At 61.8% G+C, this 24,986-nt stretch carries 24 protein-coding genes and 1 pseudogene; 6 read left to right on the forward strand and 19 right to left on the reverse strand.

Annotation, left to right across the window (positions count from 1 at the left end; genetic code table 11):
• Positions 1 to 120: 120 nt before the first annotated feature.
• The 6 genes from HGI30_RS17070 to HGI30_RS17095 all read right to left on the reverse strand — a co-directional run bounded on the left by HGI30_RS17070 (position 121) and on the right by HGI30_RS17095 (position 4,044).
• Positions 121 to 588 (reverse strand): phage tail tube protein, encoded by a 468-nt coding sequence (locus HGI30_RS17070; protein ID WP_168908660.1) that lies wholly within the window; start codon positions 586 to 588, stop codon positions 121 to 123.
• Positions 589 to 1,902 (reverse strand): phage tail sheath family protein, encoded by a 1,314-nt coding sequence (locus HGI30_RS17075; protein ID WP_168908661.1) that lies wholly within the window; start codon positions 1,900 to 1,902, stop codon positions 589 to 591. It abuts the gene before it with no gap.
• A complete protein-coding gene (locus tag HGI30_RS17080; RefSeq protein WP_168908662.1) occupies positions 1,903 to 2,187 on the reverse strand; it encodes a hypothetical protein in 285 nt (94 codons plus the stop codon).
• On the reverse strand, positions 2,177 to 2,590 hold the full coding sequence (locus HGI30_RS17085) for a hypothetical protein (protein ID WP_168908663.1): 414 nt from the start codon (positions 2,588 to 2,590) through the stop codon (positions 2,177 to 2,179). The genes HGI30_RS17080 and HGI30_RS17085 overlap by 11 nt, the downstream gene beginning before the upstream one ends.
• The gene (locus tag HGI30_RS17090) at positions 2,587 to 2,985 is read right to left on the reverse strand and encodes an HK97 gp10 family phage protein (RefSeq protein ID WP_168908664.1); all 399 of its coding nucleotides are present in this window, start codon (positions 2,983 to 2,985) and stop codon (positions 2,587 to 2,589) included. Before HGI30_RS17090 ends, HGI30_RS17085 begins: the two co-directional genes overlap by 4 nt.
• Before the next feature lie 357 nt (positions 2,986 to 3,342).
• On the reverse strand, positions 3,343 to 4,044 hold the full coding sequence (locus tag HGI30_RS17095; RefSeq protein ID WP_235680164.1) for an RNA polymerase subunit sigma-24: 702 nt from the start codon (positions 4,042 to 4,044) through the stop codon (positions 3,343 to 3,345).
• A gap of 186 nt (positions 4,045 to 4,230) precedes the next feature.
• Between HGI30_RS17095 and HGI30_RS17100 the strand changes: the two genes are divergently transcribed.
• Complete coding sequence (locus tag HGI30_RS17100) at positions 4,231 to 4,608, forward strand: helix-turn-helix domain-containing protein (protein ID WP_235680165.1); 378 nt, start codon at positions 4,231 to 4,233, stop codon at positions 4,606 to 4,608.
• A 34-nt stretch (positions 4,609 to 4,642) separates the two neighbouring features.
• The gene (locus HGI30_RS17105) at positions 4,643 to 5,116 is read left to right on the forward strand and encodes an ImmA/IrrE family metallo-endopeptidase (RefSeq protein ID WP_028599156.1); all 474 of its coding nucleotides are present in this window, start codon (positions 4,643 to 4,645) and stop codon (positions 5,114 to 5,116) included.
• 193 nt (positions 5,117 to 5,309) lie between these two features.
• Here HGI30_RS17105 and HGI30_RS17110 read toward each other — a convergent pair whose 3' ends face one another.
• From HGI30_RS17110 to HGI30_RS17130, 5 genes and pseudogenes are all read right to left on the reverse strand, one after another.
• Positions 5,310 to 5,666, reverse strand: coding sequence for a hypothetical protein (locus HGI30_RS17110; protein ID WP_168908665.1), 357 nt, complete (start codon positions 5,664 to 5,666; stop codon positions 5,310 to 5,312).
• 1,501 nt (positions 5,667 to 7,167) lie between these two features.
• A complete protein-coding gene (locus HGI30_RS17115) occupies positions 7,168 to 7,995 on the reverse strand; it encodes a hypothetical protein (protein WP_168908666.1) in 828 nt (275 codons plus the stop codon).
• Between the two features lie 40 nt (positions 7,996 to 8,035).
• Complete coding sequence (locus HGI30_RS23660) at positions 8,036 to 8,323, reverse strand: hypothetical protein (protein WP_168908667.1); 288 nt, start codon at positions 8,321 to 8,323, stop codon at positions 8,036 to 8,038.
• Between the two features lie 39 nt (positions 8,324 to 8,362).
• Positions 8,363 to 8,650 carry a phage tail assembly chaperone gene (locus HGI30_RS23665; protein ID WP_168908668.1) on the reverse strand — a complete coding sequence of 96 codons (288 nt, stop codon included), beginning with the start codon at positions 8,648 to 8,650 and terminating at the stop codon, positions 8,363 to 8,365.
• A gap of 64 nt (positions 8,651 to 8,714) precedes the next feature.
• Positions 8,715 to 9,124: pseudogene (locus HGI30_RS17130) on the reverse strand (phage tail tube protein); the annotation flags it as partial.
• A gap of 74 nt (positions 9,125 to 9,198) precedes the next feature.
• Between HGI30_RS17130 and HGI30_RS23285 the strand changes: the two are divergent.
• Together HGI30_RS23285 and HGI30_RS23470 are read left to right on the forward strand one after the other, a co-directional pair.
• A complete protein-coding gene (locus tag HGI30_RS23285) occupies positions 9,199 to 9,528 on the forward strand; it encodes a tyrosine-type recombinase/integrase (RefSeq protein WP_235680166.1) in 330 nt (109 codons plus the stop codon).
• A gap of 5 nt (positions 9,529 to 9,533) precedes the next feature.
• Positions 9,534 to 9,680, forward strand: a complete 147-nt coding sequence (locus tag HGI30_RS23470; RefSeq protein WP_268957840.1) for a hypothetical protein — start codon at positions 9,534 to 9,536, stop codon at positions 9,678 to 9,680.
• A 68-nt stretch (positions 9,681 to 9,748) separates the two neighbouring features.
• On the opposite strand, the gene sufB is transcribed toward HGI30_RS23470, so the two are convergent.
• The 6 genes from sufB to HGI30_RS17165 form a co-directional block, all read right to left on the reverse strand.
• The gene (sufB, locus tag HGI30_RS17140; RefSeq protein ID WP_168908669.1) at positions 9,749 to 11,146 is read right to left on the reverse strand and encodes a Fe-S cluster assembly protein SufB; all 1,398 of its coding nucleotides are present in this window, start codon (positions 11,144 to 11,146) and stop codon (positions 9,749 to 9,751) included.
• Between the two features lie 39 nt (positions 11,147 to 11,185).
• Positions 11,186 to 11,629 (reverse strand): Fe-S cluster assembly sulfur transfer protein SufU, encoded by a 444-nt coding sequence (gene sufU, locus HGI30_RS17145; RefSeq protein ID WP_168908670.1) that lies wholly within the window; start codon positions 11,627 to 11,629, stop codon positions 11,186 to 11,188.
• On the reverse strand, positions 11,616 to 12,842 hold the full coding sequence (locus HGI30_RS17150) for a cysteine desulfurase (protein WP_168908671.1): 1,227 nt from the start codon (positions 12,840 to 12,842) through the stop codon (positions 11,616 to 11,618). The genes sufU and HGI30_RS17150 overlap by 14 nt, the downstream gene beginning before the upstream one ends.
• Positions 12,839 to 14,137, reverse strand: coding sequence for a Fe-S cluster assembly protein SufD (sufD, locus tag HGI30_RS17155; RefSeq protein WP_168908672.1), 1,299 nt, complete (start codon positions 14,135 to 14,137; stop codon positions 12,839 to 12,841). Before sufD ends, HGI30_RS17150 begins: the two co-directional genes overlap by 4 nt.
• A 21-nt stretch (positions 14,138 to 14,158) precedes the next feature.
• Complete coding sequence (gene sufC, locus HGI30_RS17160) at positions 14,159 to 14,938, reverse strand: Fe-S cluster assembly ATPase SufC (RefSeq protein WP_168908673.1); 780 nt, start codon at positions 14,936 to 14,938, stop codon at positions 14,159 to 14,161.
• Between the two features lie 146 nt (positions 14,939 to 15,084).
• Positions 15,085 to 15,717 (reverse strand): DUF1802 family protein, encoded by a 633-nt coding sequence (locus HGI30_RS17165; RefSeq protein WP_168908674.1) that lies wholly within the window; start codon positions 15,715 to 15,717, stop codon positions 15,085 to 15,087.
• A 129-nt stretch (positions 15,718 to 15,846) separates the two neighbouring features.
• Here HGI30_RS17165 and mtnK point away from each other — a divergent pair, with 129 nt between their 5' ends.
• Together mtnK and mtnA are read left to right on the forward strand one after the other, a co-directional pair.
• The gene (gene mtnK / locus HGI30_RS17170; RefSeq protein ID WP_168908675.1) at positions 15,847 to 17,058 is read left to right on the forward strand and encodes an S-methyl-5-thioribose kinase; all 1,212 of its coding nucleotides are present in this window, start codon (positions 15,847 to 15,849) and stop codon (positions 17,056 to 17,058) included.
• Positions 17,059 to 17,116: 58 nt separating this feature from the next.
• Positions 17,117 to 18,208, forward strand: coding sequence for an S-methyl-5-thioribose-1-phosphate isomerase (gene mtnA / locus HGI30_RS17175; RefSeq protein ID WP_168908676.1), 1,092 nt, complete (start codon positions 17,117 to 17,119; stop codon positions 18,206 to 18,208).
• Positions 18,209 to 18,911: 703 nt separating this feature from the next.
• Here the strand turns inward: mtnA and HGI30_RS17180 are convergent.
• Both HGI30_RS17180 and HGI30_RS17185 read right to left on the reverse strand, forming a co-directional pair.
• Positions 18,912 to 23,108: a discoidin domain-containing protein gene (locus HGI30_RS17180; RefSeq protein ID WP_268957800.1), complete on the reverse strand. Its 4,197-nt coding sequence runs from the start codon at positions 23,106 to 23,108 to the stop codon at positions 18,912 to 18,914.
• A gap of 120 nt (positions 23,109 to 23,228) precedes the next feature.
• Positions 23,229 to 24,986 (reverse strand): cache domain-containing sensor histidine kinase, encoded by a 1,758-nt coding sequence (locus HGI30_RS17185; RefSeq protein ID WP_168908677.1) that lies wholly within the window; start codon positions 24,984 to 24,986, stop codon positions 23,229 to 23,231.

Here is a 24,986-nt window from a genome sequence, read left to right on the forward strand (position 1 = left end):
AAAATCGGATGATGAAACAGGAGCGCCCGCATCGGACGCTCCCGGCAATAAGTGCTTGCTAGCCTCGCGGATCGGCTCGACGATTGCTGCCCGAACCCGCTCCCGGCGGTCCGGTCCGGATCAGCCCAGTCCCTGGATGTCCTTGAACGGCTCGCCAATGTTGACGTCGTGGAACGTGAACGGAATTTCCTCGTCGAGCGCATCCGACTCCACGTCGAGCGCGGCCATGACGACCTCGTCGAGGTTGACGCCGATCAGCGTGACGATCTGCTTGCCGACGGCAGAAGCCGGATCGTCATTGGTCACCTGGATGTCGAAGTAGGTGTCCACGCCGGTCTTGATGTAATCGCGCATCATCTCGCGGAAGCGGGACGTCACGTAATACAGCGTCATCGTGCCGGTGCCTTCCCAGCCCGCCGCCTTTTTCTGCACGTTGCGGCTGCCGAGCGTCTTGATGTCAGCCTTGTTTTTTTTGGCGGTCGCCCGCAGGTTCTTCACATAGAACATCTCCACCGTCTGTCCGTCGATCGTGGCATAGGCCGTTCCGGAGTGCCCGGCAATCGTGTCTCCCGCTTTCATTACGCTCATTTAGCTCACCTGTACTTTCATGTAGATTTTTTCGATCGCATCGACCGGCTGCACCGCCACGGATACGACGACCGCATCCGCCTCCGCGCCTTGCTCCACCGTCAAGTCCTTGGAGGTGTCGAAGTTCTGCAGCGCCCCCAGCTCCTGGTACTGCTCCAGCAGCTTCACGCAGTCCTTGCGGAACAGCGCGCGGCCGTTCGGATTGTTGCCCACCTTGCCGATGTACAGGCTCTCGAAGGTCGCCTTGAAGTCCGTCGCGATGCCGTCGAGCACGCGCAGAGCGGCATTCTTGGCGAAAATGCGGCCCTTCTGCGGGGTCGGGCTGTGGTACGAGTTGACGTCCTGCTCCACGACGACCGAGCCGGAGCGGGCCGTGAAAACGAACTCGCCGCCGAGCAGCGCCGCCGCCGTCGCCGAGTTCGTCAGCCGCGGGGACGCGTCGCTCGCGCCTTCGTAAACGGCGTAAGTCAGCGATTCGGCCGGACCGGCCGCTGCTGTCGCCGCCGCGACCCAGACCGCCGCCTGCCCCGGCGTCAGCACCTTGCCGTCCTCCAGCGTGACGCCGTTGCGCACGCTGATGACGCCCTCATGATTGGCCGTGACGTAGTTTTCCAGCACGACCTGGATCTTGCGCCCCTCCTCCTCGCGCAGTCGGGCGGCGAACGCCGCGAACAGGCTTTTCATCGTGACATCCGTCCCCGGATACACGGCCACATGGAAGTCCTGCAGCTCGATCGCCTGCAAGAAGCCGGCATAATCCTCGTTCGTCACCGCTCCGTCCGTGCCGCCAGCAAGCGGAACGCCAGCCGTGGCCTCCAGGGCGCCGGAGCCCGTCCAGACCATCCACGCGTTCGCCTTCAGGCCTTGTCCGTTCAGCACGATCTGGCGATCGACCTCCGAGCCTCCGGCAAACGTCGCGACCTCCATCTGACCCGGCTTGTCCACGCTCGCCTCGATCGAGACGCGCAGATCATTGCCGCGCACGCCGGGATAGCGGGCTTCGGCGGTGACGCCGCCAAGCGTCGCCTTGGCCGCCGTGCCTCCGTTGAGGCGGTAGACGAGGAGCTTGCCCGCGCGCTTCGACGCCTCGCGGACGAGCGTCAGCTCCGGCGCGCTGAGCGCGTAGCCGAGCTTCTCCAGCGGATTCTCGCCGGCCTCCAGCACCGTGATCCGGCGCGGCTCTCCCCACGACAGCGGCAGCGGCAGCGCCAGCGTGCCCCTGTCGCCCGTCGTCACCGCCGTGCCTTCCGTCGCAAAATTGATATACACTCCCGGTCGCACCTTGTTCATCGTCGCAAACATGCCTCCAGCCATCTAGTTGGCCTCCTTTTGTTTGAATGCTTCCATGCGTCGCTCGACTTCCTCCAGCCCGCAGCGCTCTTCGTCGCCGACCAGCACGGCGATCAGATCCTTGCAGGCGCTGTACCTGCGGCTGCCCAGCAGAGCCGCTTTCGTAAAGCGCGGCTCCGGGCTCGCGGCATCGCTTCGGTCTGGCTCCGACGGCTTCGACCGCTCGGGCTCCAAGCTCGCCTGCTGCGGCGGCCTGACGTCCGGATGGGACGCCTCGACCGCTTTCCCTGCTTTTTTCCTAAACGGCATTCGGCTCGACCTCCTCGCGCAAGCTCCCCATGAGCGGCGGACGCTCCGTCTCATCCGCTCCGTTCAGGCTGACGCTCCATGTAAATACGACCTTGCCCTCGGCCAGCTCGCGGCTTACGGCGGATCCCTTGGCGAACCGACCGTCCGCCAGCGGCACCGCCGCCAGCAGCGGCAGCAAGCGCTCCGCGACAAGGTCGGCCCGCTCCGCGGACCGGCAAATCACCGCCAGCCGATGCGCTTCGCGCCAGCGGCCGCCGAGCAGCCGCTGCCGTTCGGTCGCCAGCTCCGCCAGCTCCAGGCTCGGCGGCGCCGGCGGGGGCTCCGACGGGCCAGCGGACACCGCGTAGTCCGGGAACGCTTCTCTCAGCCGGGCCAGCAGCACGTCGATCCAGCTTCCGCTCATCGGCCTGCTCCTTTCCCGGAGAACAGCGTCTCCAGCACGCTCTCCAGCCGCCGGGGCCAGTCACGCTCCAGCTCCGCCAGCGCGAGCGCCAGCATGAAGCGCCCCCGCTGACCGCCCTCGCCCTCCGTCCCGTACTCGAGACGGGCGGCTTCCGGCGCCGGGTGGCTGATCTCCACCGACAGCACCCGGCTCGCGCGCTTCACAGGTCCCACGCGCCAGCCCTTCGCCAGCTCGCTGCTTCCCGGCGGCATCCGCGCCGCAGCGGATCGAGCCGCCGCTTCCGCCTGCTCCAGCAGATGCCGCTCCAGCTCGACCGGCGCCCGTTTTTCCAGCTCCCTCAGCTTGCGCAGCAGCTGGTCCGGATCGTCCAGCCTCCAGGCTGCGATTCCTCCCATGCCAGCCCCTCCTTTCTTTTCTTGCTTCCCGCCGTTTTCAGATCGGCCCGAACGTCGATGCTCTCGGCCTCTGTTCGTGCAGGCGGGCACAGGAACGACAAAAGCCGCCCGGTTAGGGGCGGCTCGTCTCTTGTCATCGTTCCTGATACTAGCATCTTACCACGGCCAAAACGGCCTCAGCGGCTCAACTGCGTCTCATGCGCGTCTCGACTCCGTCTCATTGGAGTCTCACCGGGGCGAAGGCTGTCTCCACGCGGCGTTTCGGCGCATCGTTTCCGCACATGAAAAAGACGGAGCGCTTTTGGCGCTCCGTCCTTTTTACAAATCCTATGCTGCCGCCGCTCAGCGGTAGTCTTTTCAATCCCGCTGCCATTCCCGAATCCGCAGGAACAGCCGGGCCGCCTGCGGCTTCCAGCGGAAGAACGTCGGGCGGGAGATGCAAAGCTCCATCGCGCAAGCCTCGGCCGTCCGCTTCTCGACGTAATACAGCCGGATCAGGCTGCCGTACCCTTCCTGCTGCTCCTCCGCGAGCCGCATCGTCTCATCCAGCTGCTCCAGCTCGGCCTGCAGCCGCTGCAGCTTCGCCATCCGCTCCAGCACCGCGTCATAATCGCCGATCCGCCCTGCGCGAGCCTCGATCACCTTCTCCAGCTTGCCCCTCAGCTCCCTCAGCAGCCGGTCGTCCTCCAAGTCATGCCCTCTTGTCGGGATCGCCGCCAGCTGCGCTTTCGTGCCGAGCGGATGCTTGTCCGGTTCGAGGTACGCATGAGCGACCGTCTCCAGCTTCTGCTCGCGAGCGCTCAGGTACATATAGGAAGGCATCCCTTTCAGACGGCGGTGCAGGTCCTGCAGCTGGTCCTCCTGATTGAGGCGGCTGACGGTCATCCCGGCTCCGATCGAATAACTGCCGAGCACCTTGATCTGCATCTTCAGTTCGCGCCAGCGGCGGCATTCGTCGCGGACCAGGCTTTCTACCTGCCGATTGTCCAGCTCATCCAGCAGCTCGTCCAGCGGCTTCCGCTCCAGCACCGCCGCTGCGCGATTGTCGAGTCGTTCCATCCTGCTCAAGCTCCTTTCCAGCGACTCAAATTTAATTTGAGTTGAAGACAGTCTATTTCCATATTTCAACTGCTTGTTGTCGAGAATGCTATTTCAAGGTATAATGCTTCCATAAAGACCAATATGCTTTGAGTGTCTTGGCGGAATACAAGCATAACACTCAAATCATATTTGAGCAAGAGGCAGATGGAAAAGGGAGGAAAGACCGTCATGTCGCTCGGCAAACGAATACGGGAATACCGGGTCAAACGAGGCTTGACTCAAATGCAGCTCGCGTCGAAGCTCCAGATGTCGGAAGCGAACATATCCAGCTACGAACGGGACAAGAGCGCCCCGCCGAGCGACAAGCTCAGCCAGCTGGCGGAGCTGCTCGGCGTCTCCTCGGACTATCTGCTCGCCGGCTCCGTGGCCGCCTCCCCCAGCCTTCAGGAGCTGGAGCTGGAGCTGTCGGAGGAGCAGATCCTGACGCTTGCCGCGCACCGGATCGGTCATGAAGGGCCGCTGACCGGCCAGGAGCTGGAGCAGATCAAGCTCGCGCTGCGCATCGCCTTGGCCAAGCCGTAACGAACGACACGAGGACCCGTTTAGGAGAGAGGTTATGTCCAAATATGAACGCCTGCTGAAGCAGACGCCCATCCTACTTCGCGAGGACGCCGACTTGCCTGAACCGATCAAGGGGCTGTACATGGAAACGCGCGCCGTGCAGGCGATCCTGCTCAGCCGCAGCCTGCGCACGTCGGCCGACAAGGCGTGCATCCTGGCGGAGGAGCTCGGGCACTACCATACGACCGCGGGCGACATCACCGACCAGTCCGTCATCGCCAACCGCAAGCAGGAGAAGCTCGCTCGCAACTGGGGCTACGAGAAGCTCGTTCCGCTGTCGGAGCTGATCGGCGCCTATCTCGCCGGCTGCCGCAACGCCTTCGAGATCGCCGACTACCTGGAGGTGACCGAGGCGTTCCTGCAGGAGTCGATCGTCCACTACCAGGAGAAGTACGGCCAGATGGTCGTGCTCGACCGGTTCACGCTTTATTTCGATCCGCTCGGCGTCGTGGAGATGTTCGAGCGCTGATGTCAGCTTGAGAGTGAAATTCCCGAGAATCTTCAGACAGATTCTCGGGAATTTTTTTACATACTTATCTAGTTGCAGTCAAATAGAGAATCGTTCCGTTCAACTTACGCAGGACCAAGTCGGCAAAACGTCGTCGTCCACCTCTTCGTCAAAAAGACCCGAGATCGTCCGGAAGCATATCTAAGGCTAAACCCTATTCCTTTACAAAAACACCGTTCGCCAAGTTTAACACTTTTGTATGGGCATGAATGCTTTCTTCGCTTTCAGCTATTTCGGTTGAGGAAAAGGCGGAAAGGTCCTTTTCCTTATCCACTCGTTTGAACGTGCCAAAAGGATCGACAATCATTCCAACCGTATCTTCGAGTACTTTTAGTTGTTCCGGGGAAGCTTTCTGTTGCACGGTGACATTAAAATTGGCTCCGATGTCTGCCCTGGGATTCTTGTTTTTATCGTCTTCTCCATTTGCAAAAATAGAGGCCCCGCCAACCAACAAGCATATGCCAAGAGCTGTTGCAGGGACGATCTTGAAAATCCTTTTTATTGTTTTCACCTCCTTCCTAAAGGAAATAGCAGATTAACCACAAACTCATTTACATCCCTTGGAATTTATCCAAGCATCGGTGCTTAATAGACGTTTTAGGCAAAGATTTTGCTTTACAGCAAGTAAATGGATGAAGAACCGGCCGATGTGGAAGCCGACGCAAATAAAAAAACGTATCCGAGCGCCTTAGCCACGCAAGCGTGGAAGGTCACTCTGGATACGTATGGAACGTTCCGCATTAGATGAGGAACAAAGCTCCAACATCATTGCGGAACGGTCTTTCATTCGTGGGCAAATTGCGGGCAACGGATTGCTTGCTGCCGAAAAAACCGGCAAACCAAGCTTACCCGATCGAACCTTCCATCTCGACATGAACTAGGCGTAACGAAGTAAGAAAGACGCAAGAATCGCGATTTTTGCCGTAATACGCACTAGAAATTGCAGTTCTTGCGCTGTTCTTCGCATAAAACGGTATCATTCGTGGTATCAGTGAATTCTCAAATTAAATACTGGGGGTGAAGATGTTGGGAAGAGAGAAACTGGAGGATTATGAGCGGGAATTTCTAAAGCTTGTGGCTAAAGGCATGAAGATATTACACAAAAAAAAGAGCGGAAAGCCTATACAGCCCCCGCCCCAATTAAACAATACATTAAAAAATTCCTCCGATTAATAAAACCGGCAGGCTTTAATCTTGTAATAAACCCATGTCAGGCCCCGCGCCTGGCTCTTTTTACGTCCGCCAGCTCCCTCGCCAGTACCCGCTCCAGCAGCAACGTGCGCGGAGCACGCGCCCCGGTCGTAACCCCTGCAGCCGTCCCTCGGCGATCGCCCAAATCTTCATGTCGCGCTTGCTGATCGCACCTGGCGCGTCCTAGTAGATGACAGCGACACCGAGCAACATTCGTTCCCCTCATTTTTTGACCGCTTAAGACTTATCATCTAATTAAACTGAGTTCAATTAGGTATTATATTTGATATTATGGATATTTTAAGGCGCACGTCATAATTAGCTTTAAGCACTTTGTAATAGTGCTTGCTGCGCTTAATGCTTGCACTCAGATTAGAAGGTTTAATAGATGTTTTTCTCAATCTCCTATGACGACAACCTTCAGGCCTATTATCCTAGGGCTTAGAGATTTCCTCATTAATATAGGATAAAATAGCATTAGCTAAGGTTAAATTTTTCTTTAAGAATAACATTTGAATAATTGTCGCAACTTGTATTGCTATATTGCAATACAACTACTCTTGATTTTTTGGAGGCTTAAATGGTAAAAAATAAACTGAACTAAAATGTATTGTAATTTCTACCATCGCATTTGTTTCCTTAACTGTAATTTATTACATACAAAAAGAAGAAAAACGAATTTAGAATCACATTTTAAAGGAACTATTGGACATACCTTGTTCAAGCTTACGGAGATTGCGCGTCATGCGGTCCTGCAGCGCAAACATCGTTGTCAGCTTCGACATGTGGGTTCCTCCTTTCAGGCTATACAAAATGACCCCTCACGGAGTCATGGATAGAAATGCGTCTTGATATAGCTCTTCTTTTTCCGAATCGTGGATCCACACAACCAAGTACCCCTTTTGAAGGATTAAATCTGCGTATTCACCTGACCCTAATTCTTTTTCTAGCCGCTCCTTGCACTCTCTTGCTTGTTCTTCATTTTCAAATTCGGCAAGCTCAGCACCATCGATATTTGCAAAGAACTGCAACCCATTACCATAGAGACTTTGATGCTCAGCGGCGCTCTTTTCTCTTACGCCCCCGAATTCTACTTGTATCTCATCAAGTTTCTCGGCGAATTCCCTGATTGTTATCCCTTCTCTATCCGGAGAAACATTAGGAATGAAGAAACTATCGACCACAAGGCTTACGCTCGGGTAGGATGTAGCTTGCTCGGCGTCAAGAAAGGAAGCTGCACCTGTAGACCCCACAAAGTATCCATATTTGCTATTCCTTTTTTTATCAATAACATGAACTCTAATGCCGTCATGGTTTTTATAATTGTCCTGAAGATAACGCGCAATCGCCGCGTCCATTTTAATTAAATCGGTTACAAGCAATTTGGCATATCTTATTTTTATCGTTCCAAAATTCTTGTCGTTTTCACTTATTACCTCATCATAAATAACATCTTCATGGGGAATTTTTAGCTGTTCAAATACCCAATTTTCCTTGTTTGTTTGAACTGTCGAAGCCGGCGAGGCCGGCGAGGCCGGCGAGGCGCTGGCAGCCACCTCCTTCGCCGGAGCGTCTTCCCCAGCGGAACAAGCGCTAATGATCAGCGTGAGCAGCACGGGCAGCCATGCCCATTTCAAAAATCGCGTCAATATGTATCCCTCCCAAACAAAGGATACGATGTCAGCCCGTCTACGGCAACAAGTTTTCGACATTATTTTCCTTTGGGGGCGGGTTATCCTTCACCCACTGCTCGATGGAGCCGTAGATAAACGCCCGGTGATGCGGATCCATCCCCCACAGGTCCTGCGGCAGAATGCGCAGCTTATGCAGGGCAAAGTGAGCCATGACGGCATCCCGCTCACCGGACTTAATTAGTTTTTTTGCGTCTTCGACCAGGTCCTCATCTTGCTCGCCGTAGCCGTTGATGCGGCTGGCCGTCGAAATCCACTCCAGGTACTCGCCGCCTACGGACAACACCGCTCGCGCCGCGTCCGCCGGATCCACGACGCCGTAGGATTACAGCAGTTCCGGCGATCGGAAGTCCGGGTAGACGGTCGACTCGAGTGCGATGCGCAAGCCCAGGCGCTTCGCGTCGAAGACCTCGTCGACGACCTTGCCCTTTCTGCTCACCTTGCGCGTGCAGTCCTCCTGCAGCTCCTCGATTCGCTTTGGCGGCAGGCTGGTGAAAACGAACGGGATCGGCTCGCCCTTGTCATCGAGAAAGCGCTTCGTGATGGCGACTTCCTCCTGAATTGCCTCGTGCGTCACCTTGCCCTTCATGAAAAACGCCATGTTCTTCGTCATGCTTTTCCTCCTGGAAGCCCCACATCGTGGGGCTAGTTATTTGGGTTTGTCGTTACGGAGTCGTCTACGCGGGCGGAGTCGGCGGAGTCGTGGCCGTGCCGCCGAGCACCGGCTTGGTAAACTGCTCCGTCAGGTCGACGTCATCAAACGTAAAGGAGACCTCTCTTCTAGCGCCTCGGACTCAGTATCGAGGGACGCCATGACGACGCTGTCGAGGTTGACGCCGCGCAGGATGACCATCTGCTTTCCTATTGACGAGGACGGATCCTGGTTGGTCACCTGAATCCAGAAATAGGTATCCTTGCCGTTCTTGATGTAGTCGTACATCAACTGACGAAAGCGGGACGTGACGTAGTAGATCGTCATCGTGCCGGTGCCCGTCCAGCCCGTCGCCTTGTGCTGCATGCCGCGGCGGCCGAGCGTCCGGATCTCCGCCTTCTGCTTCTCGGCGGTCGCCTCGAGGGAGCGGATGTAATTTTATTAAGCGAGATGATTTTGATCGACGTGCCCAGCAACTTGAGCACTTACACTACAAAGAGCTAGCGCAGTTGCTTTTTTACACCGGCTTACGCATCGGTGAAGCTCTCGGACTTAACTGGAATGATATCGATCTTGAAGTCAATCAACTTCGTGTGAACAAAACGCTAGACATCACAACACGGGAAACGACTACGACAAAAACGGCCGGAAGTGTGGGCTATAATCCATTCCCGACTTTCATAAGCAAGGCGCTTGCGGCAATAAAAAAGAATCCGCAGAAAAGTTCTACGGATTCAACGAAAGTTACTATGTTTTCGGAGGTGCCAATCCCTACCATTATTCGCATTTTAGCAAAAAGTACAAACTGGTATTTCCCGAGCTCCGAATACACGATTTAAGACATATTTACGCGTCTCATCTCATTAACAAAGGAAAGGATATCTACCTGGTTAAAGAGCTGATGCGCCACGATGATATCAAGCAAACGGCCAACACCTACGGTCATTTATACACCGAACGCAAGCACCAGGCAATGGACGCTTTTGACTGAACGGTATCACCACGGTATCAGAGCCCCGAAAAACTCCCTGAAATCCCTTTAATTACGCCCCTTACTGCTTACCCGATCGAACCTTCCATTTCGAACTTGATGAGACGGTTCATCTCGACCGCGTACTCCATCGGCAGCTCCTTCGTGAACGGCTCGATGAAGCCCATGACGATCATCTGCGTCGCTTCCGCTTCGCTCAGGCCGCGGCTCATCAGGTAGAAGAGCTGGTCCTCGGATACCTTGGAGACCGTCGCCTCATGCTCGAGCGTGACATTGTCGTTCTTGATCTCGTTGTACGGGATCGTATCCGACGTCGACTGGTTGTCGAGGATGAGCGTGTCGCACTTGATGTTCGCCTTGGCGCCCTCGGCATCGCGGCCGAACGAGCAGAGGCCGCGGTACGTGACCTTGCCGCCGTGCTTGGAGATCGACTTGGAGACGATCGTCGACGTCGTGTCCGGCGCCAGGTGGACCATCTTCGCGCCCGCGTCCTGGTGCTGGCCTTTGCCGGCGACGGCGATGGAGAGCACCATGCCCTTGGCGCCGCGTCCGCGCAGGATGACCGCAGGGTACTTCATCGTCAGCTTGGAGCCGATGTTGCCGTCGACCCACTCCATCGTCGCGTTCTCGTCGGCGACGGCGCGCTTGGTGACGAGGTTGTAGATGTTCGGCGCCCAGTTCTGGATCGTCGTGTAGCGCACGCGCGCGTTTTTCTTGACGATGATCTCGACGACGGCGCTATGCAGCGAGTTGGTGCTGTATACCGGAGCGGTGCAGCCCTCGACGTAGTGCACGAAGCTGTCCTCGTCCGCGATGATGAGCGTGCGCTCGAACTGGCCCATGTTCTCGGAGTTGATCCGGAAGTAAGCCTGCAGCGGAATCTCGCACTTCACGCCCTTCGGCACGTAGATGAAGCTGCCGCCGGACCAGACCGCGCTGTTGAGCGCCGAGAACTTGTTGTCGGCCGGCGGGATGACCGTGCCGAAGTGCTCGCGGAAAATTTCCGGATGCTCGCGCAGCGCCGTATCGGTGTCCGTGAAGATGACGCCTTGCTTCTCCAGGTCTTCCTGCATGCTGTGGTAGACGACCTCGGACTCGTACTGCGCCGAGACGCCGGCGAGGAACTTCTGCTCCGCCTCCGGGATGCCCAGCTTGTCGAACGTCTCCTTGATCTCCTGCGGCACTTCCTCCCACGTCTTGCCTTGCTTCTCGGAAGGCTTGACGTAGTACTGGATGTCGTCGAAGTCCAGATCGTCCAGATCGCCGCCCCATTTCGGCATCGGCATCTTGTTGAACTGGTCGAGCGACTTGAGGCGGAAGTTCAGCATCCACTCCGGCTCGCCCTTCATTTCCGAGATCGTGCGGACGATTTCCGGCGTCAGGCCTTTGCCCGACTGGAAGATCGCCTTGTGCTCGTCGCGGAAGCCATATTTATATTCTTCCATTTCCGGCATCGATTTTGCCATCTTGGTCACGCTCCTTGTGGTGGGGCTTGATTGGAAAGGTCAATGCCCTTCCGTCTTGCCTTGGCCTTGCGACTCGACGCCCTTGCGCAGCGCGTTCCAGGCGAGCGTCGCGCATTTGATGCGCGCGGGGAACTTGTTGACGCCGGACAGCGCCTCGATGTCCTCCAGCTCGTCGAACTCGACCGGCTCGCCCTTCATGAGGGCCGAGAACTTCTCGGCCATCGCGTAGGCTTCGTCCAGCGTGCGGCCTTTGACCGCCTCCGTCATCATCGAGGCCGAGCTCATGCTGATGGAGCAGCCCTCGCCGGTGAAGCGGGCGTCGGACACCTTGCCTCCATCGAGCTGCAGCTGCAGCTGGATGCGGTCGCCGCAGGTCGGGTTGTTCAGGTTGACCGTCACGGATCCTTCGTCGATCGTGCCGCGGTTGCGGGGATTCTTGTAGTGATCCATGATGACCCGGCGGTACAGATCATCCAATTGCATGATCGAAGAACTCCTTTGTCCGGAGCAGCGAGGCCGCCAGCCGGTCTACGTCCTGCTCGGTATTGTACAGATAGAAGCTTGCCCGGGCGGTCGCCGTCACATCCAGCCAGCGCATGAGCGGCTGGCAGCAGTGGTGCCCGGCGCGTACCGCGATGCCCTCGGAATCGAGCACCGTGGCGACGTCATGCGGATGCACGTCGTCCAGGTTGAACGTAATCAGGCCGACGCGGCCTTCGCGCGGGCCGTAGATCGTGATGCCGTCGATGTCCGACAGCTTGCCGTAGGCGTAGGCGGCCAGCTCCTTCTCGTGCCGGTCGATGTTGTCCAGCCCGATCTCCTCCAGGAAGTCGATCGCCGCGGCCAGTCCGACGGCGCCGGCGATGATCGGCGTGCCGGCCTCGAAGCGCCACGGAATGTCCTTCCAGGTCGATTCGTACAGGTCGACGAAGTCGATCATCTCGCCGCCGTACTCGATCGGCTCCATGTTCTCCAGCAGCGAGCGGCGGCCGTAGAGGGCGCCGATGCCGGTCGGACCGCACATCTTGTGGGCGGAGAAAGCGTAGAAGTCGCAATCCAGCGCCTGCACGTCGATCCGCATGTGCGGCGTGCTCTGCGCGCCGTCCACGACCATGACCGCGCCATGGCGATGAGCGATCTCGGTGATCTCGCGGATCGGGTTGATGACGCCGAGCACGTTGGAGACGTACATGACCGAGACGATCTTGGTCCGGCCGGTGATCGTCTTCTCCACGTCCGCGAGCGAGATCGTGCCGTCCGGCTGCAGCGGGATGTACTTCAGCACCGCGCCGGAGCGCTTGGCCGCCTGCTGCCACGGAATCAGGTTGCTGTGATGCTCCATCGGCGTGATGACGATCTCGTCGCCTTCCTGGAGCACGGACGGCGCGAAGCCCGAGGCGACCAGGTTGAGAGCGGTCGTCGTGCCGCGGGTAAAGATGATCTGCTCCGCCGACGGCGCGTTCAGGAAGCGGGCGACTCGCTCGCGCGCCCCTTCGTACGCCTCGGTCGCACGGGAGCCGAGCGTATGCACGCCGCGGTGCACGTTGGAGTTGTCAAGGTCGTAGTAGCGCTTGACCGCCTCAATGACGGAGCGCGGCTTCTGGGAAGTCGCCGCGCTGTCGAGGTAAACGAGCGGATGCCCGTTCACCTCCTGGTGGAGAATCGGGAACTGCTTCCTGATTTCCGCTATGTTCATGCCTCCAGCTTCCTTTCGAGCAGCTGCTGCAGCTGCTCGCGGACGGCGTCGATCGGAACCTCCGTTACGACCGGAGCCAGGAATCCGTAGATGATGAGCCGCTCCGCTTCGGCCTTGGTCACGCCGCGGCTCATCAGGTAGTACACCTGCTCCGGGTTGACCTGGCCGACGCTCGCCGCATGGCCGGCCGTCACGTCGTCCTCGTCGATCAGCAGGATCGGGTTGGCGTCACCGCGGGATTTCGGGCTGAGCATGAGGACCTTTTCGGTCTGCACGCCGTTCGCCTTGGTCGCGCCTTTCTCGATCTTGGTGATGCCGTTGATGATCGCCGTCGCCTCTTCCTTCATGACGGCGCGCGTCACCATGTTGCTGTCGGAGTTCAGGCCGAAGTGCTTGGCCTGCGTCGTCAGGCTCATGCGCTGCTTGCCGGCTCCGATGCTCACGACGGCCGCGTCGGACGAGGAGCCGTTGCCCTTCAGCACCGACAGCGTGTCGGACAGGACGTTGCCGTCGTTGAGGTCGCCGATGACCCATTGGATGCGGGCGTCGCTGCCCAGCACCGCGCGGCGGATCGTCATGTCGATGACGTTGGCGCCGAGCTGGTGGATGGAGGCGACGTCGACCTTGGCGCCGTCGCCGGCGATGACCTCGATCATCGAGTGGTGCACGGCGTCCGCGCCGCCGCCGACCGTCAGCGCGTTGTCGACGTAGGTGACGCGGCTGTGGCGCTCGGCCACGATGAGGATATGCGGCGCGAACGATACGCCCGCGTCGTCATTGTAGAACAGCGCCTGCAGCGGCACGTCGATCTCGACTTCCTTCGGCACGTACAGGAACACGCCTCCGTTCCAGAGGGCGGCGTGCAGCGCCGTCAGCTTGTTCTCGTCCTGAGGAATCGCCTGGAAAAGATGCTTCTGCACCAGCTCCGGATGCTCGGCCGCGGCCGTCTCCAGATCGGTGAAGATGACGCCCTTGGCGCTCAGCTCCTCCGGCAGGCGCCGCAGCACCGTGCCCGAGCCGCGCTGCACGAGCAGCGCGCCGTCGCCGGAGACGAGCGAGGCGGCCGCTTCCGGCAGCTCGCTCTCCGAGGCAAGGCCTTGCGGCTTGGCATACTCGCCGAATGCCGTCAGGTTCCAGCGGTCGATGCGGATCTTCTCCGGCTTGGGCCACTCCAGCTGCCCGGCCAGCTCGGCCGCTTCTCCGCGCAGGGAGGTGAGCCATGCCGGCTCCCCCTTGCTGCGGGACAGCGATTCCGCGAATTCCCGTCCGACGGGATTGTCCAGTTGTGTGCTCATCGTATTCCCTCCCGTCTCTTTTTAAGCCTGGCCGACGGTTTCGTCTACGATGCCGAGCTCCGCCTTGACCCAGTCATAGCCTTCCGCCTCGAGGCGCTCCGCCAGCTCCGGTCCGCCGGACTTGACGATGCGGCCCTGCATCATGACGTGCACGAAGTCGGGCTTGACGTAGTTCAGCAGGCGTTGGTAGTGGGTGATGATGAGGAAAGCGCGGTCGTCGGCGCGCATCGCGTTCACGCCTTGAGCGACGATCTTGAGGGCGTCGATGTCGAGGCCGGAGTCGATCTCGTCGAGGATGACGACCTTCGGATCGAGCAGCATCATCTGCAGGATCTCGTTGCGCTTCTTCTCGCCGCCGGAGAAGCCTTCGTTGAGGTAGCGGTGGGCGAACTCAGGGTTCATCTCCAGCTCCTTCATCTTGCCTTCCATCTGGCGGATGAACTTGATGAGGCTGATCTCGTTGCCTTCCTCGCGGCGGGCGTTGATCGCGCTGCGCAGGAAGTCGGAGTTCGTCACGCCGGTGATCTCGCTCGGATACTGCATCGCCAGGAACAGGCCGGCGCGGGCGCGCTCGTCGACGCCCATCTCCAGCAGGTCCTCGCCGTTCAGCTCGGCGGAGCCTTCGGTCACCTCATATTTCGGGTGGCCCATCAGCGCGGAGGCCAGGGTGCTTTTGCCCGTGCCGTTCGGCCCCATGATCGCGTGGATCTCGCCGCCCTTCATGCTCAGGCTCAGCCCCTTGAGAATTTCCTTGCCCTCGATCTCGGCCTTGAGTCCTTCAATCGTGAATTGCGTTGCCATAATGAACCTTGCTCCCTTCGACCTATGAGTACTTGCCGCCGCTGGCGGTCAAGCGGGTATTCGCATGCATCGTCCCCGCGTCCGCGGCGGGGAGGTCATTCTCATTTGATTCTCAATAATAATTTTAGTATAAAACTCGTTATAAATCAATGTTCGCCAGCTGTTCCCAACCGGCGGCGGATCTCGTCGCTCCTCCGGGCGAACTCGGCGTCGCTCATCGCCGGCACGGCAAGGTCTCCGGCCATCGGCGGACCGGCGGCGATCCACGACTTGCACCCGGTGAAGGCGGGGTCCATCGGCAGCCGGATCGGCTCCGTCAGCCGATACACCCGCAGCAGCAGGACATGCAGCGGTTCGCGCTTCTTCCACCTGAGCCGCTCCTCGGCGAACGAATCGGTCCAGATGTGCAGATCGCGGATGCGCAGCAGCGCGTCGGGGTCGGTCACAAGGATGTCCTCGGCCGCATGGGCGCGGCTGGAGATGGTGATCGACCCCGCTTCCGGCCCGTCCCATTCCCCTAGAACCTCGTCCAGCAGCCCTTGGGCCTCCGGCTTGAGCAGCTCCCGGCGCTGATGCTCGTAGGCGGGCATTAAATAGAAGTCCGGCGTCTCGAGCCGAAAGCGGCGCGTCTCCTCGGCGATGCCTCCCTTGCGCAGCACGACGATCTGCCGGCCCTGCTCCAGCGCCCGCACGGTGGCGGCCCATTCCTTGAGGGCGGCCGGTCCTTCCGCAAGCGTTGCTCCGGCAGTCTGCTCCTCCGCCGCTTCCCGGTTCGTCAAGGTCCTCACGCTCCTTATCCTTCCATGTCTCGTGCCATTATAACAAATCCCCCTATTTCAAGTCGAAAAAAGATGGGCTATAATTGGACAATCCTTATTAAATGGAGCAGGAAAGGCGGTTCAACCATCATGCCAGGTTATCATCCCTACAGCGAAGCCGAAGCGATCGAGCTGGCACGCTCGTTCCCGGACGTCTTCTCTCCCGAAGCGGAGCTGAGCTGCCGCGAGATCGGCGACGGCAACCTCAACCTCGTCTTTCATATCACCGAGCCGGCGACGGGCAAAGGCCTCATCATCAAGCAAGCCCTTCCTTATGTCAAGGTATTCGGAGAATCATGGCCGCTGTCGATCGACCGCGCCCGCATCGAGGGCGAGGCGCTCCGGATCCAGCATGCGCTCGCGCCCGAGCTCGTGCCGCAGGTATTCCTGACGGACCACGAGCAGGCGATCACCGTCATGGAGGACTTGAGCGACCACGTCATCCTGCGCAAGGGACTGATGGACCGGACCGTCTACCCGCGCTTCGCGGGCGACATCTCGACGTTCCTGGCGCAGACGCTGTTCTTCACCTCCGACCTCGGCATGAGCCAGCAGGAGAAGAAGCTCCGCCAGCAGGCGTTCGTCAACGTCGAGCTGTGCCAGATCACGGAAGACCTCATCTTCGACGAGCCGTACCGCGAGCATGAGCGCAACAACTACGAGGACGCCATCGCCGACGAGGCGGCCGCCCTCCGCGCAGACGGCGCCCTGCTGACGGAGATCGCGCTGCTGCGCGAGAAGTTCCTGACGCGCGGCGAGGCGCTGCTGCACGGCGACCTGCATACGGGCAGCATCTTCGCCCTGCCGGAGTCGACCAAGGTGATCGATCCGGAGTTCGCCTTCTACGGCCCGATGGGCTTCGACATCGGCGCGGTCATCGCCAACCTGCTGCTGAACTATGCCGGCCAGGAGCATTGGAGCGCGGACGACGCATCCCGCAAGGACTACCGCGAATTCCTGCTCGAGACGGTCCGCGGCACGTGGACGCAGTTCAGCGCCAAGTTCCGCACGCTGTGGGACGAGCATGGCCAGGATCCGGTATTCTCGAACGCTCCGGGCTATCAGGACCTGTACCTGGACCGCCTGCTGCAGGATACGATCGGCTTCGCCGGCGCCAAGATGGTGCGCCGCGTCGTCGGCTTCGCCCATGTCGCGGATCTCGACGCCATCCCGGACGACGCCGTCCGCGAACGCGCCAAGCGCCTCGCCCTCTCCATCGGCAAGGAGCTCATCCGCCAGAACCGCTCGTTCCGCTCGATCGAGCAGGCGATCGACATCGCCCTTACCGCAGCCGCGCGCTGACGTCCGCAGCCTCATGCCCACCTGACCGCGCGGCGATCCGAAATGGAGGAGATTCAACATGACTACTGCCAGCACGTACCCCGGCCTCATCTCGCTGATCTGGGCCGGCAGCCAGCTTCAGCTGCTCGACCAGCGGCTGCTGCCGGAGGAGACCGTCTATCTGCCGCTGACCGACGCCGAAGGCGTCTGGGAAGCGATCCGCCACATGAAGGTGCGCGGAGCGCCCGCGATCGGCATCGCCGCCGCATACGGCGTCGCGCTCGGCAGCGGCCTGCCCGGCCAGGAAGCGCCGGACGACAGCCTCGGCGCCTGGCTCGGCCGCGTCCAGGAAAAAGCCGCCTACCTGGCGACGAGCCGCCCGACGGCCGTCAACCTGTTCTGGGCGCTCGACCGCATGAAAGCCCGCGCCGCCGCCCTCGCCGAAGCGCTCGTCCCGCTGGACGAGGCCAAGCAGGCGCTGCTGGACGAGGCGATCCTCATCCAGAGCGAGGACGAGGCGACGAACCGCCGCATCGGCGAGCATGCGCTCGAGCTGATGAAGGACGGCATGGGCGTGCTGACGCACTGCAACGCCGGCGGGCTCGCCACGGCCAAGTACGGCACGGCGCTCGCGCCGTTCTATCTGGCCAAGGAGAAGGGCATGAGCCTGCGCGTGTTCGCCGACGAGACACGCCCCGTGCTCCAGGGCGCGCGCCTGACGGCGTTCGAGCTGCAGCAGGCCGGCGTCGACGTGACGCTCATCTGCGACAACATGGCCGGCATGGTCATGGGCAAAGGCTGGATCGACGCCGTCATCGTCGGCACCGACCGCGTCGCGGCGAACGGCGACGTCGCCAACAAGATCGGCACGTACAGCGTGGCGGTGCTCGCCAAGGCGCACGGCATCCCGTTCTACGTCGCCTGTCCGCTGTCGACGATCGACATGGGCACGCCGACCGGAGCCGAGATTCCGATCGAGGAGCGCCATGCCGAGGAAGTGACCGAAGGCTTCGGCAAGCGCACCGCGCCGCAGGGCGTCAAGGTGTTCAATCCGGCGTTCGACGTGACGCCGGCCGAGTACGTCACGGCGATTATCACCGAGAAGGGCGTCATCCGCCCGCCGTACGGCGACAGCCTCAAGAAGCTGTTCGAAGAGCTGAAGCAAGGCTGAGGCTTGACGGTCAAGGTTCAATAGTAGCGCGACTGATCTGTGAAAGCAGCGAAGACCCGAATGGAGCCGGCCAAACCTGGCTCCGTTCGGGTCTTATTCGTTCATAGCTGACTCCATTTTATAATTGCGGGTTAGCGGAAAGGGAAAAGCCGTGCTGCCGACGGCCGGCAATCGCTACGGCTAGCGATGGCGATCCATGTGCCAGGCCATGCATTTGACCGATGTGCTTTTAATCCAGGGCACCGTTCTGCCTTGGTTGCTCCGCTCCGGGCCGTGGAATTCAAATCCAGGGCACAGTTCTGCCTTGGTTGCGCCGCTCCGGGCCATGGAATTCAAATCCAGGGCACATTTCTGCCTTGGTTGCGTCGCTCCGGGCCATGGAATTCAAATCCAGGGCACATTTCTGACTTGGTTGCTCCGCTCCGGTATGCAAAATAAAAGGGGTCTATCCTAGGTCATCGTTGACGACCTTTTGGACAGACCCCTTTTCCTCATTAATGAACGTCGCCTGAACAGGTACGGCACCTGCGCTGGAAGAACAGCGGTCGGGGACTCCATCCTCCCTCGTTCCGCCGAATCGGCCGATCCGCTTCAGCCAGCGAACTTCATACGACTTCGTTCCACCGAATAAGCTGATCCGCTTCAGCCAGCGAACTTCATGCGCCTTCGTTCGGCCAAATGGTCAAGTAGTGTGCTGCTCCGCCTAGCTGCCGTACACCTCGAAGCTCCACAGCGAGTAGCCGTAGGCGGTCGCCCTCTCCGTGCCGAGCATGCGGACGTATCGGGCCGAGCCGCTCACCGTCAGCTCGTCCGTGCCGCCGTCGCCGGTCGTCGTGCTGTACAGATCGGTCCACGTCTGCCCGTCGGACGAAGCCTGGAGCTTATACGACTTGGCATAGGCCGTCTCCCAGACGAGCTTGATGCGGCTGAGCGAGCGTGCCGCTCCGAGGTCGACCCGGATCCACTGCGGGTCCGAGCCGGAAGCCGACGCCCAGCGCGTGCCGCCGTCGCCGTCCACGGCCGATTCCGCGACGAATGGCGCTTCAACCGAGGACGCCAGCACCGGCTTGCCTCCGGACAGCAGGCCGGAGGTCGGCGCGGTCGGCGCGTACACGCCGAGCTCATGCACGGAGTAGCCGAACGCCGTGCCGCGCACTGTCGCGTACAGCCTGACGTAGCGGCCGCTGCCGCTGACCGTCAGCGAGTCGACGCCGCCGTCGCCCGCCGCCGTGCTGTACAGGTCGGTCCACGCTTGGCCGTCCGCAGACACTTGAATTTTGTACGACTTGGCGTAAGCCGCCTCCCAATCGACGCTTACGCGCCCGATGGATTGGGTGCTGCCGAGATCGACGGTCAGCCACTGCGGCTGATCGCTGTAAGCGGACGCCCAGCGCGTATCGGTCCGTCCGTCCACCGCCAGCTTCGCTTCGAACGGCCCCTCGACGGAGGAGGCGGTCGCGGCGCGGTTCAAGGCGAGGTTCGCCGAAGGCGAAGCGCTCGGCGTCGGCGTCGGCGTTGCACTTGGCGTCGGCGTCGCGCTCGGCGTCGGTGTCGCGCTCGGCGTCGGTGTCGGTGTCGCGCTCGGCGTCGGCGTCGCGCTTGGCGTCGGTGTCGGCGTCGGCTGGCCGATGCCCGGCCACTGGTCGGCCGCGCTTGAGTTGCCGACCGGGTTGACGACGACGAGCGACTTCGGCCCGATCGTCGCGGTGCCGGTCGTGCCGGCCGCGTTCTTGAAGACGACCGTCACCGCCTGGCTCGTCGGATTCCACACCTGCGCCCGGTACTGGCCGTTCTTTTTGTACACGGATGCCGACGTCCAGCCGGTCGCCCAGATGTCCCGCGTCCGCTCGCCGAGCGTCGCCATGCTGTTCGCGAACCAGTACGTGTTGAAGATCTCGTTCTTCTGCATCGTCGAGGCGTTCCACTTCGCCAGCACCGCTTGCGGGTTGCTGAGCGCCTGGATCGGCCAGACGATATGCTGCCACGTCGTCTCCGGACCGCCGTTGTCGGCGACGAAGCCGGCGTACAGCCCGGCGGCCTTCGTCTTGTCCAGCCCGTAGCTGGTCAGGTACTCGGCGGTCGGCAGCCAGTGGATGCCGTAGATATGGACCGGCTCGCCGCTGAAGAACGTGCCGTAGAAGTACGAGCTGCCGTACACCTGTCCGACGGACTTATGCGTCCAGCCCGGCAGCCAGTTGTCACCGTCGTAGTTGAACCAGTACTGCTCGATCGCCTTCAGCTCCGTCGTGAAGCCGTAGATCGCCGCGTCGCGGTTGGCCGCGTCGCCGGTCAGCAGGCTCCACATGTACTGGCCGACCCAGCCGAACAGCGACTCGCCCGCCGCCTCCTGGTTGTTGCCGTCGTTGTTGTCGGCATAGCCGCCGGCCCACGAATGGCCCTGGTACGGATCGAAGCTGCGGAACCTCGGATACAGCGGATCGCTGTCCGACGGGTTGGCGTAATCGCGGATCAGATGCTCCACCATCGGGCCGTAGTCGGTGCGGAACTGGCCGTCGAACGTCGCCAGCACCGCCGAGGCGAACACGTAGTAGCCGTAGGTGAAGTGATGGTCGGTGATGCCGTAGTTGGCGCCGAACTCGCTCGTCTTGTAGTACGTCGTGCCCCAGTCCTCGTTATAGTAGAGGAAATAGTCCGGCTCTCCATTCGTGTACGTGTACCAGTCCGTCAGCACCGAACGGATGCGGGAAAGGAACTTGTCGCGCAGCGCCGTCTCGCCCATCTCGTTGGCCGCGAGCACGCCCATCGCCAGCGGATGCAGCGTCTTGCCCTGCCAGTAGGCGTCGGCGGCCTTGATGTTGCCCGACGTCTCCTGGTCGAGCGTCGTCAGATACTCGAGCATGCGGGCGCGCGAGTACTCCGGATTGGTCGGCTCCGTGAACTGCGGCACCATGCCGTAGAAGCGGTCGACCGTCGTGAAGCTGCTGCCCTCGCGCACCTTCAGCGTGCCGCGGATCGACGGATAGGTCTTGTCCGTCAGCGCGGTCGGGGAGACCTTCCACTGATGGGGGTAGAGCGCCAGCATCGTATCGGACGAAAAGCCGCTGCGCACCGCCTGCGTGCGCGCGTCGAAGCGGGTCGTCACCTGGGACGTCGCCGGATCATAGCTGTACGAGACGTCCGTATCGTTCACGAACGCATAGGCGTGGCGGTAGTAGAGGTCCAGGTCGGCGATGGCCGGCAGCGTGGCGACCGACAGGTAGTCCGCGCCTCCGCCGAGCGTCAGCTTCAGCTTGGCCCCGGCTTTCTTGAAGACGGTGCCCGGAGGAGCGAAGACGCCGTAATAGCGCTTGGAGGCGGCGCCTCCGTCCGGGTTGTCGACGAGCAGGCCGATGCGGTCGCCCGTGTACGTCGCACCGTCGGTCGTCAGGATCGGCTGGCCGGAGCCGTCGACGATGCCCGTGACGAGCGCGGAGTAGAGCTCCGGCGACGCCGGGTTGGCGAAGCGGCCATAGACGTAGGGCGAGCCCTTGACCAGCGTGATCTTCATCTTGTCCATCGCGTTGTCGCTGAGCGCGGTCGTGACGTGGAAGTCGCCGTAGCCGCTGACGCGGTTCGCCATCTTGGCCGCGCCGATGTCCGACGAGGTCAGGTACAGGTCGGGAGCCCCGCCCGCGTTGACCGAGCCGCCGCCCGCGCCGAGCTTGCCCGCACCGGGATTCTGGATGCCGAGCCCTTGCTTGGTGAAGGCGGACTTGAGCGGCAGCGTAATCAGCGCGTCGCCGAGCGGCTTGATGAGCAGCGACTGCCACCAGTCGTTGGAGGCGATCGGCGCCTGCACGGAGGCGCTCTTGTACTGCGGAAAGCGCGGCTGCGGCATGCCGATGTCGCGGGTCAGATAGCTGCCCATGCCTGCCTGCACGGTCGCGGGCGTCGGCAGCGCCGGAATCGGATAGGTCGGCTTCGGCTGGCCCTCGACGTAATCGTACGCCTCGAACTCGTACAGCGAGTAGCCGAAGCTCGTCGCCCGTCCGATGCCTTTCATCCGGACGTAGCGGCCGCTGGCGTACACGGCGATGTCCTGGCGGCCGCCGGCGCCGTGCAGCTCGCGGTAGATCGGCGTCCAGCTCGTCGCGTTGTCGGATACCTCCAGGTCGAACGCCCGGCCGGCCGATTCCCAGTTCAGCACGATCCGGCCGAGCGTGCGCTTGCTGCCGAGATCGACGTAGAACCACTCGTTGTTCGTATGGTTGGAGCCCCAGCGGGTGGACGGATTGCCGTCGACCGCGTTGGCGGGCAGCGTCGCTCCCGGCGGCAGGTAGCCGGACTGCTCGTAGGAGGAAGCCTGCACCGGCCGGTTCAAGGCGACGTTGGGACCGTAGCTCGGCGGCGGCTCGTAGGCGCCGCCCGTGCCGTATACCTTGAGCTCGAAAATCGAGATGCCGTAGGCATCGAGCGCGCGCTTCGTGCCCTGCACCCGGACGAACCGTCCCGATGCCTGCACCGCCAGGTCGTCCACGCCGCCGTCGCCGGCCGCCGTCGAGTAGACGTCCGTCCAGTTGATCTCATCGTTCGATACCTGCACCTTGTAGCCCTTGGCGTAGGCGCCTTCCCACAGGATGCTCACGCGGTCGATCGCCGCCGCCGCGCCGAGATCGACGTACAGCCACTCGTTGTCCGAGCCCCAGCGGCTGCCCCAGCGGCTGCCGTCGTTGCCGTCCACCGCCAGCTCGGCCGCGTTGCCTCCCTCGGAGGAGCTCGCGTAGGCCGCCGCCCCCTGCGAGATCAGCCGCGATTCGGCGGCATGCGCCACGCCTCCGCCGCCAGCTCCGCCGGCAGGCGCTACGGCCGCGGCCGCGAGCCCCGCCGCCAGCAGCGCCTTCCAGCTCTTTCCCCGCCTGCGGGCCGCGCCCGCCGGCCGTCCTTTTCGATCGTCCATCATCGTCCTCCTCGCTTGGTCTCGTCCAGCCGGCCGCGCGCGAAGCGCCCGCGGCCGGACCTGATTCCATCATAAGGGGGTGCGGGGAGCCGACCAAGGACACCGATCCACGAAAAACGTAACTTATTGCGGAACCTGCCCCGCTCCCGGCGCCGCGCGCAGCGGGAGCTCCAGCCGCACCGTCGTCCCCTCGCCCGGCGCGCTGCGGATGGACGCGCCGAAGCCGTCGCCGTAATGCAGCTTGATGCGCGCGTCGACGTTGCGGATGCCGTAGCCGGGCCCGTCCGGTCCGCCGCCGAGCACGGCGGCGGCGCGCTCGGCGGTCATGCCGATGCCGTCGTCCGTCACCTCCAGCACGAGCCGCTCCTCCTGGCGGCGGGCGGAGACGGCGATCCCGATCTCCTCTTCCGCCCAGGCATGCTCCAGCACGTTCTCCACGAACGGCTGCAGGACGAACTTGACCGTCTCGCAGTCGCGCAGCTCCTCCGGACAATCGATCCGGTAGCGGATGCGCCCGCCGTGCTTGATGTTCTGGATGCTCAAGTACGATTCGGCGATCTGCAGCTCCTTGGCGAGCCGCACCGTCAGCTCCCCTTTGTTCAAGCTCATGCGGTAGAACGAGGCAAGCTCGCGGATCATCTCATGCAGCTTGTCGATCGCGCCGAGCTTGGCCATGCGGCTGATCGAGGAGAACGTATTGGAGAGGAAATGCGGGTTGATCTGGCTGTGGAGCAGCTGGAGCTCCGCCTCCTTCTTGGCCAGATCGCTGACGTAGACCTCGTCGATGAGCCGCTGCGTCGTCGACGCCATCTCGTTGAACGAGGCGGCGATGTCGGCGAACTCGTCCCGCCCCCGGTAGCGGAGCCGGCGGCCGTAGTCGCCGTCGCGGAACGCGCGCAGGCTGTGCGTGAGCTTCGTGACGCGCCGCGAGAACGCCCGCGCCGGCACGATGCTGATCGCGCTCATGAGCAGCACGCTGCCGAGGCAGACGGCGATCGTCAGATTCCGCACCTCGGCCGAATGGCGCTGGAACGTCTCGAGCGGCACGAGCGCGACGAGCGTCGCGGGCATCGGGCCGAGCTTCTTTTCGAGCCGCAGCTGCCCCGGCGCGGCGGCCGCCCCCTCCGTCGGAAGCCTCCCGCCCGCCGCCTCTGCCGCCTGCTCCGCCTGCGTCGCCTCCGGATAGAGCGGCTCGCCCGAGAGGGAACGGACGTACACGCGGCTGTCCCCGCCCATCCGGCCCGGCTCGGCGTCCTCGAAGATGTCCTGCAGCTTGACGGCGACCCGGACGGCCCCGATCGGGCGGAACGTCTCGTAGTTGACGATCGGCCGCAGCAGCGAGATATAGCCGTAGCGCTCGTCCTGTCCGACCTGCCTCCATACCGGCAAGCCGGGCTGAAGCGCGAGCTCGCGGTACCAGCCGGCTTCCGGCGCATGGCGGATCTCGAAGCTGCGGACGCCTTGGCTCAGCGCCTGTCCGGTCTCGGCCTCGTACCTCTCGCCGATGGCGGCCGGCCGCTCGAGGTAGAGCGTGAGCCGGATCGCCGCGCGCGGCAGCGACGCCGCCGCCTCCAGACGCGGCAGCACCTGCTCCGTCATCGCCTGATGACGCTCCCAGTCGAGGTAGTAGCCGGACAGGTAGCGCGAGAGCGGCTGATCGCCCTCCAGCTGACGGGCGGCGCGGTCGATCTCCTCCAGGCGGTATTCGATGTTGCTGCGCATCTGGTCCATCGCGACGTCCAGATTGGCGCGCGCGCTGGACTCGGCGGCGCGGGAGGACGTCACGTACGCATAGCCGCCGACGGCGGCGGCGCTCGCCAGGACGAGCAGCACGTAGGTCAGCAGCAGCTTGGCATGAAACGGCAGGCGCGGCTTTGCCAT

Source organism: Paenibacillus albicereus, from assembly GCF_012676905.1.
In the GTDB taxonomy this organism is placed as follows: domain Bacteria; phylum Bacillota; class Bacilli; order Paenibacillales; family Paenibacillaceae; genus Paenibacillus_O; species Paenibacillus_O albicereus.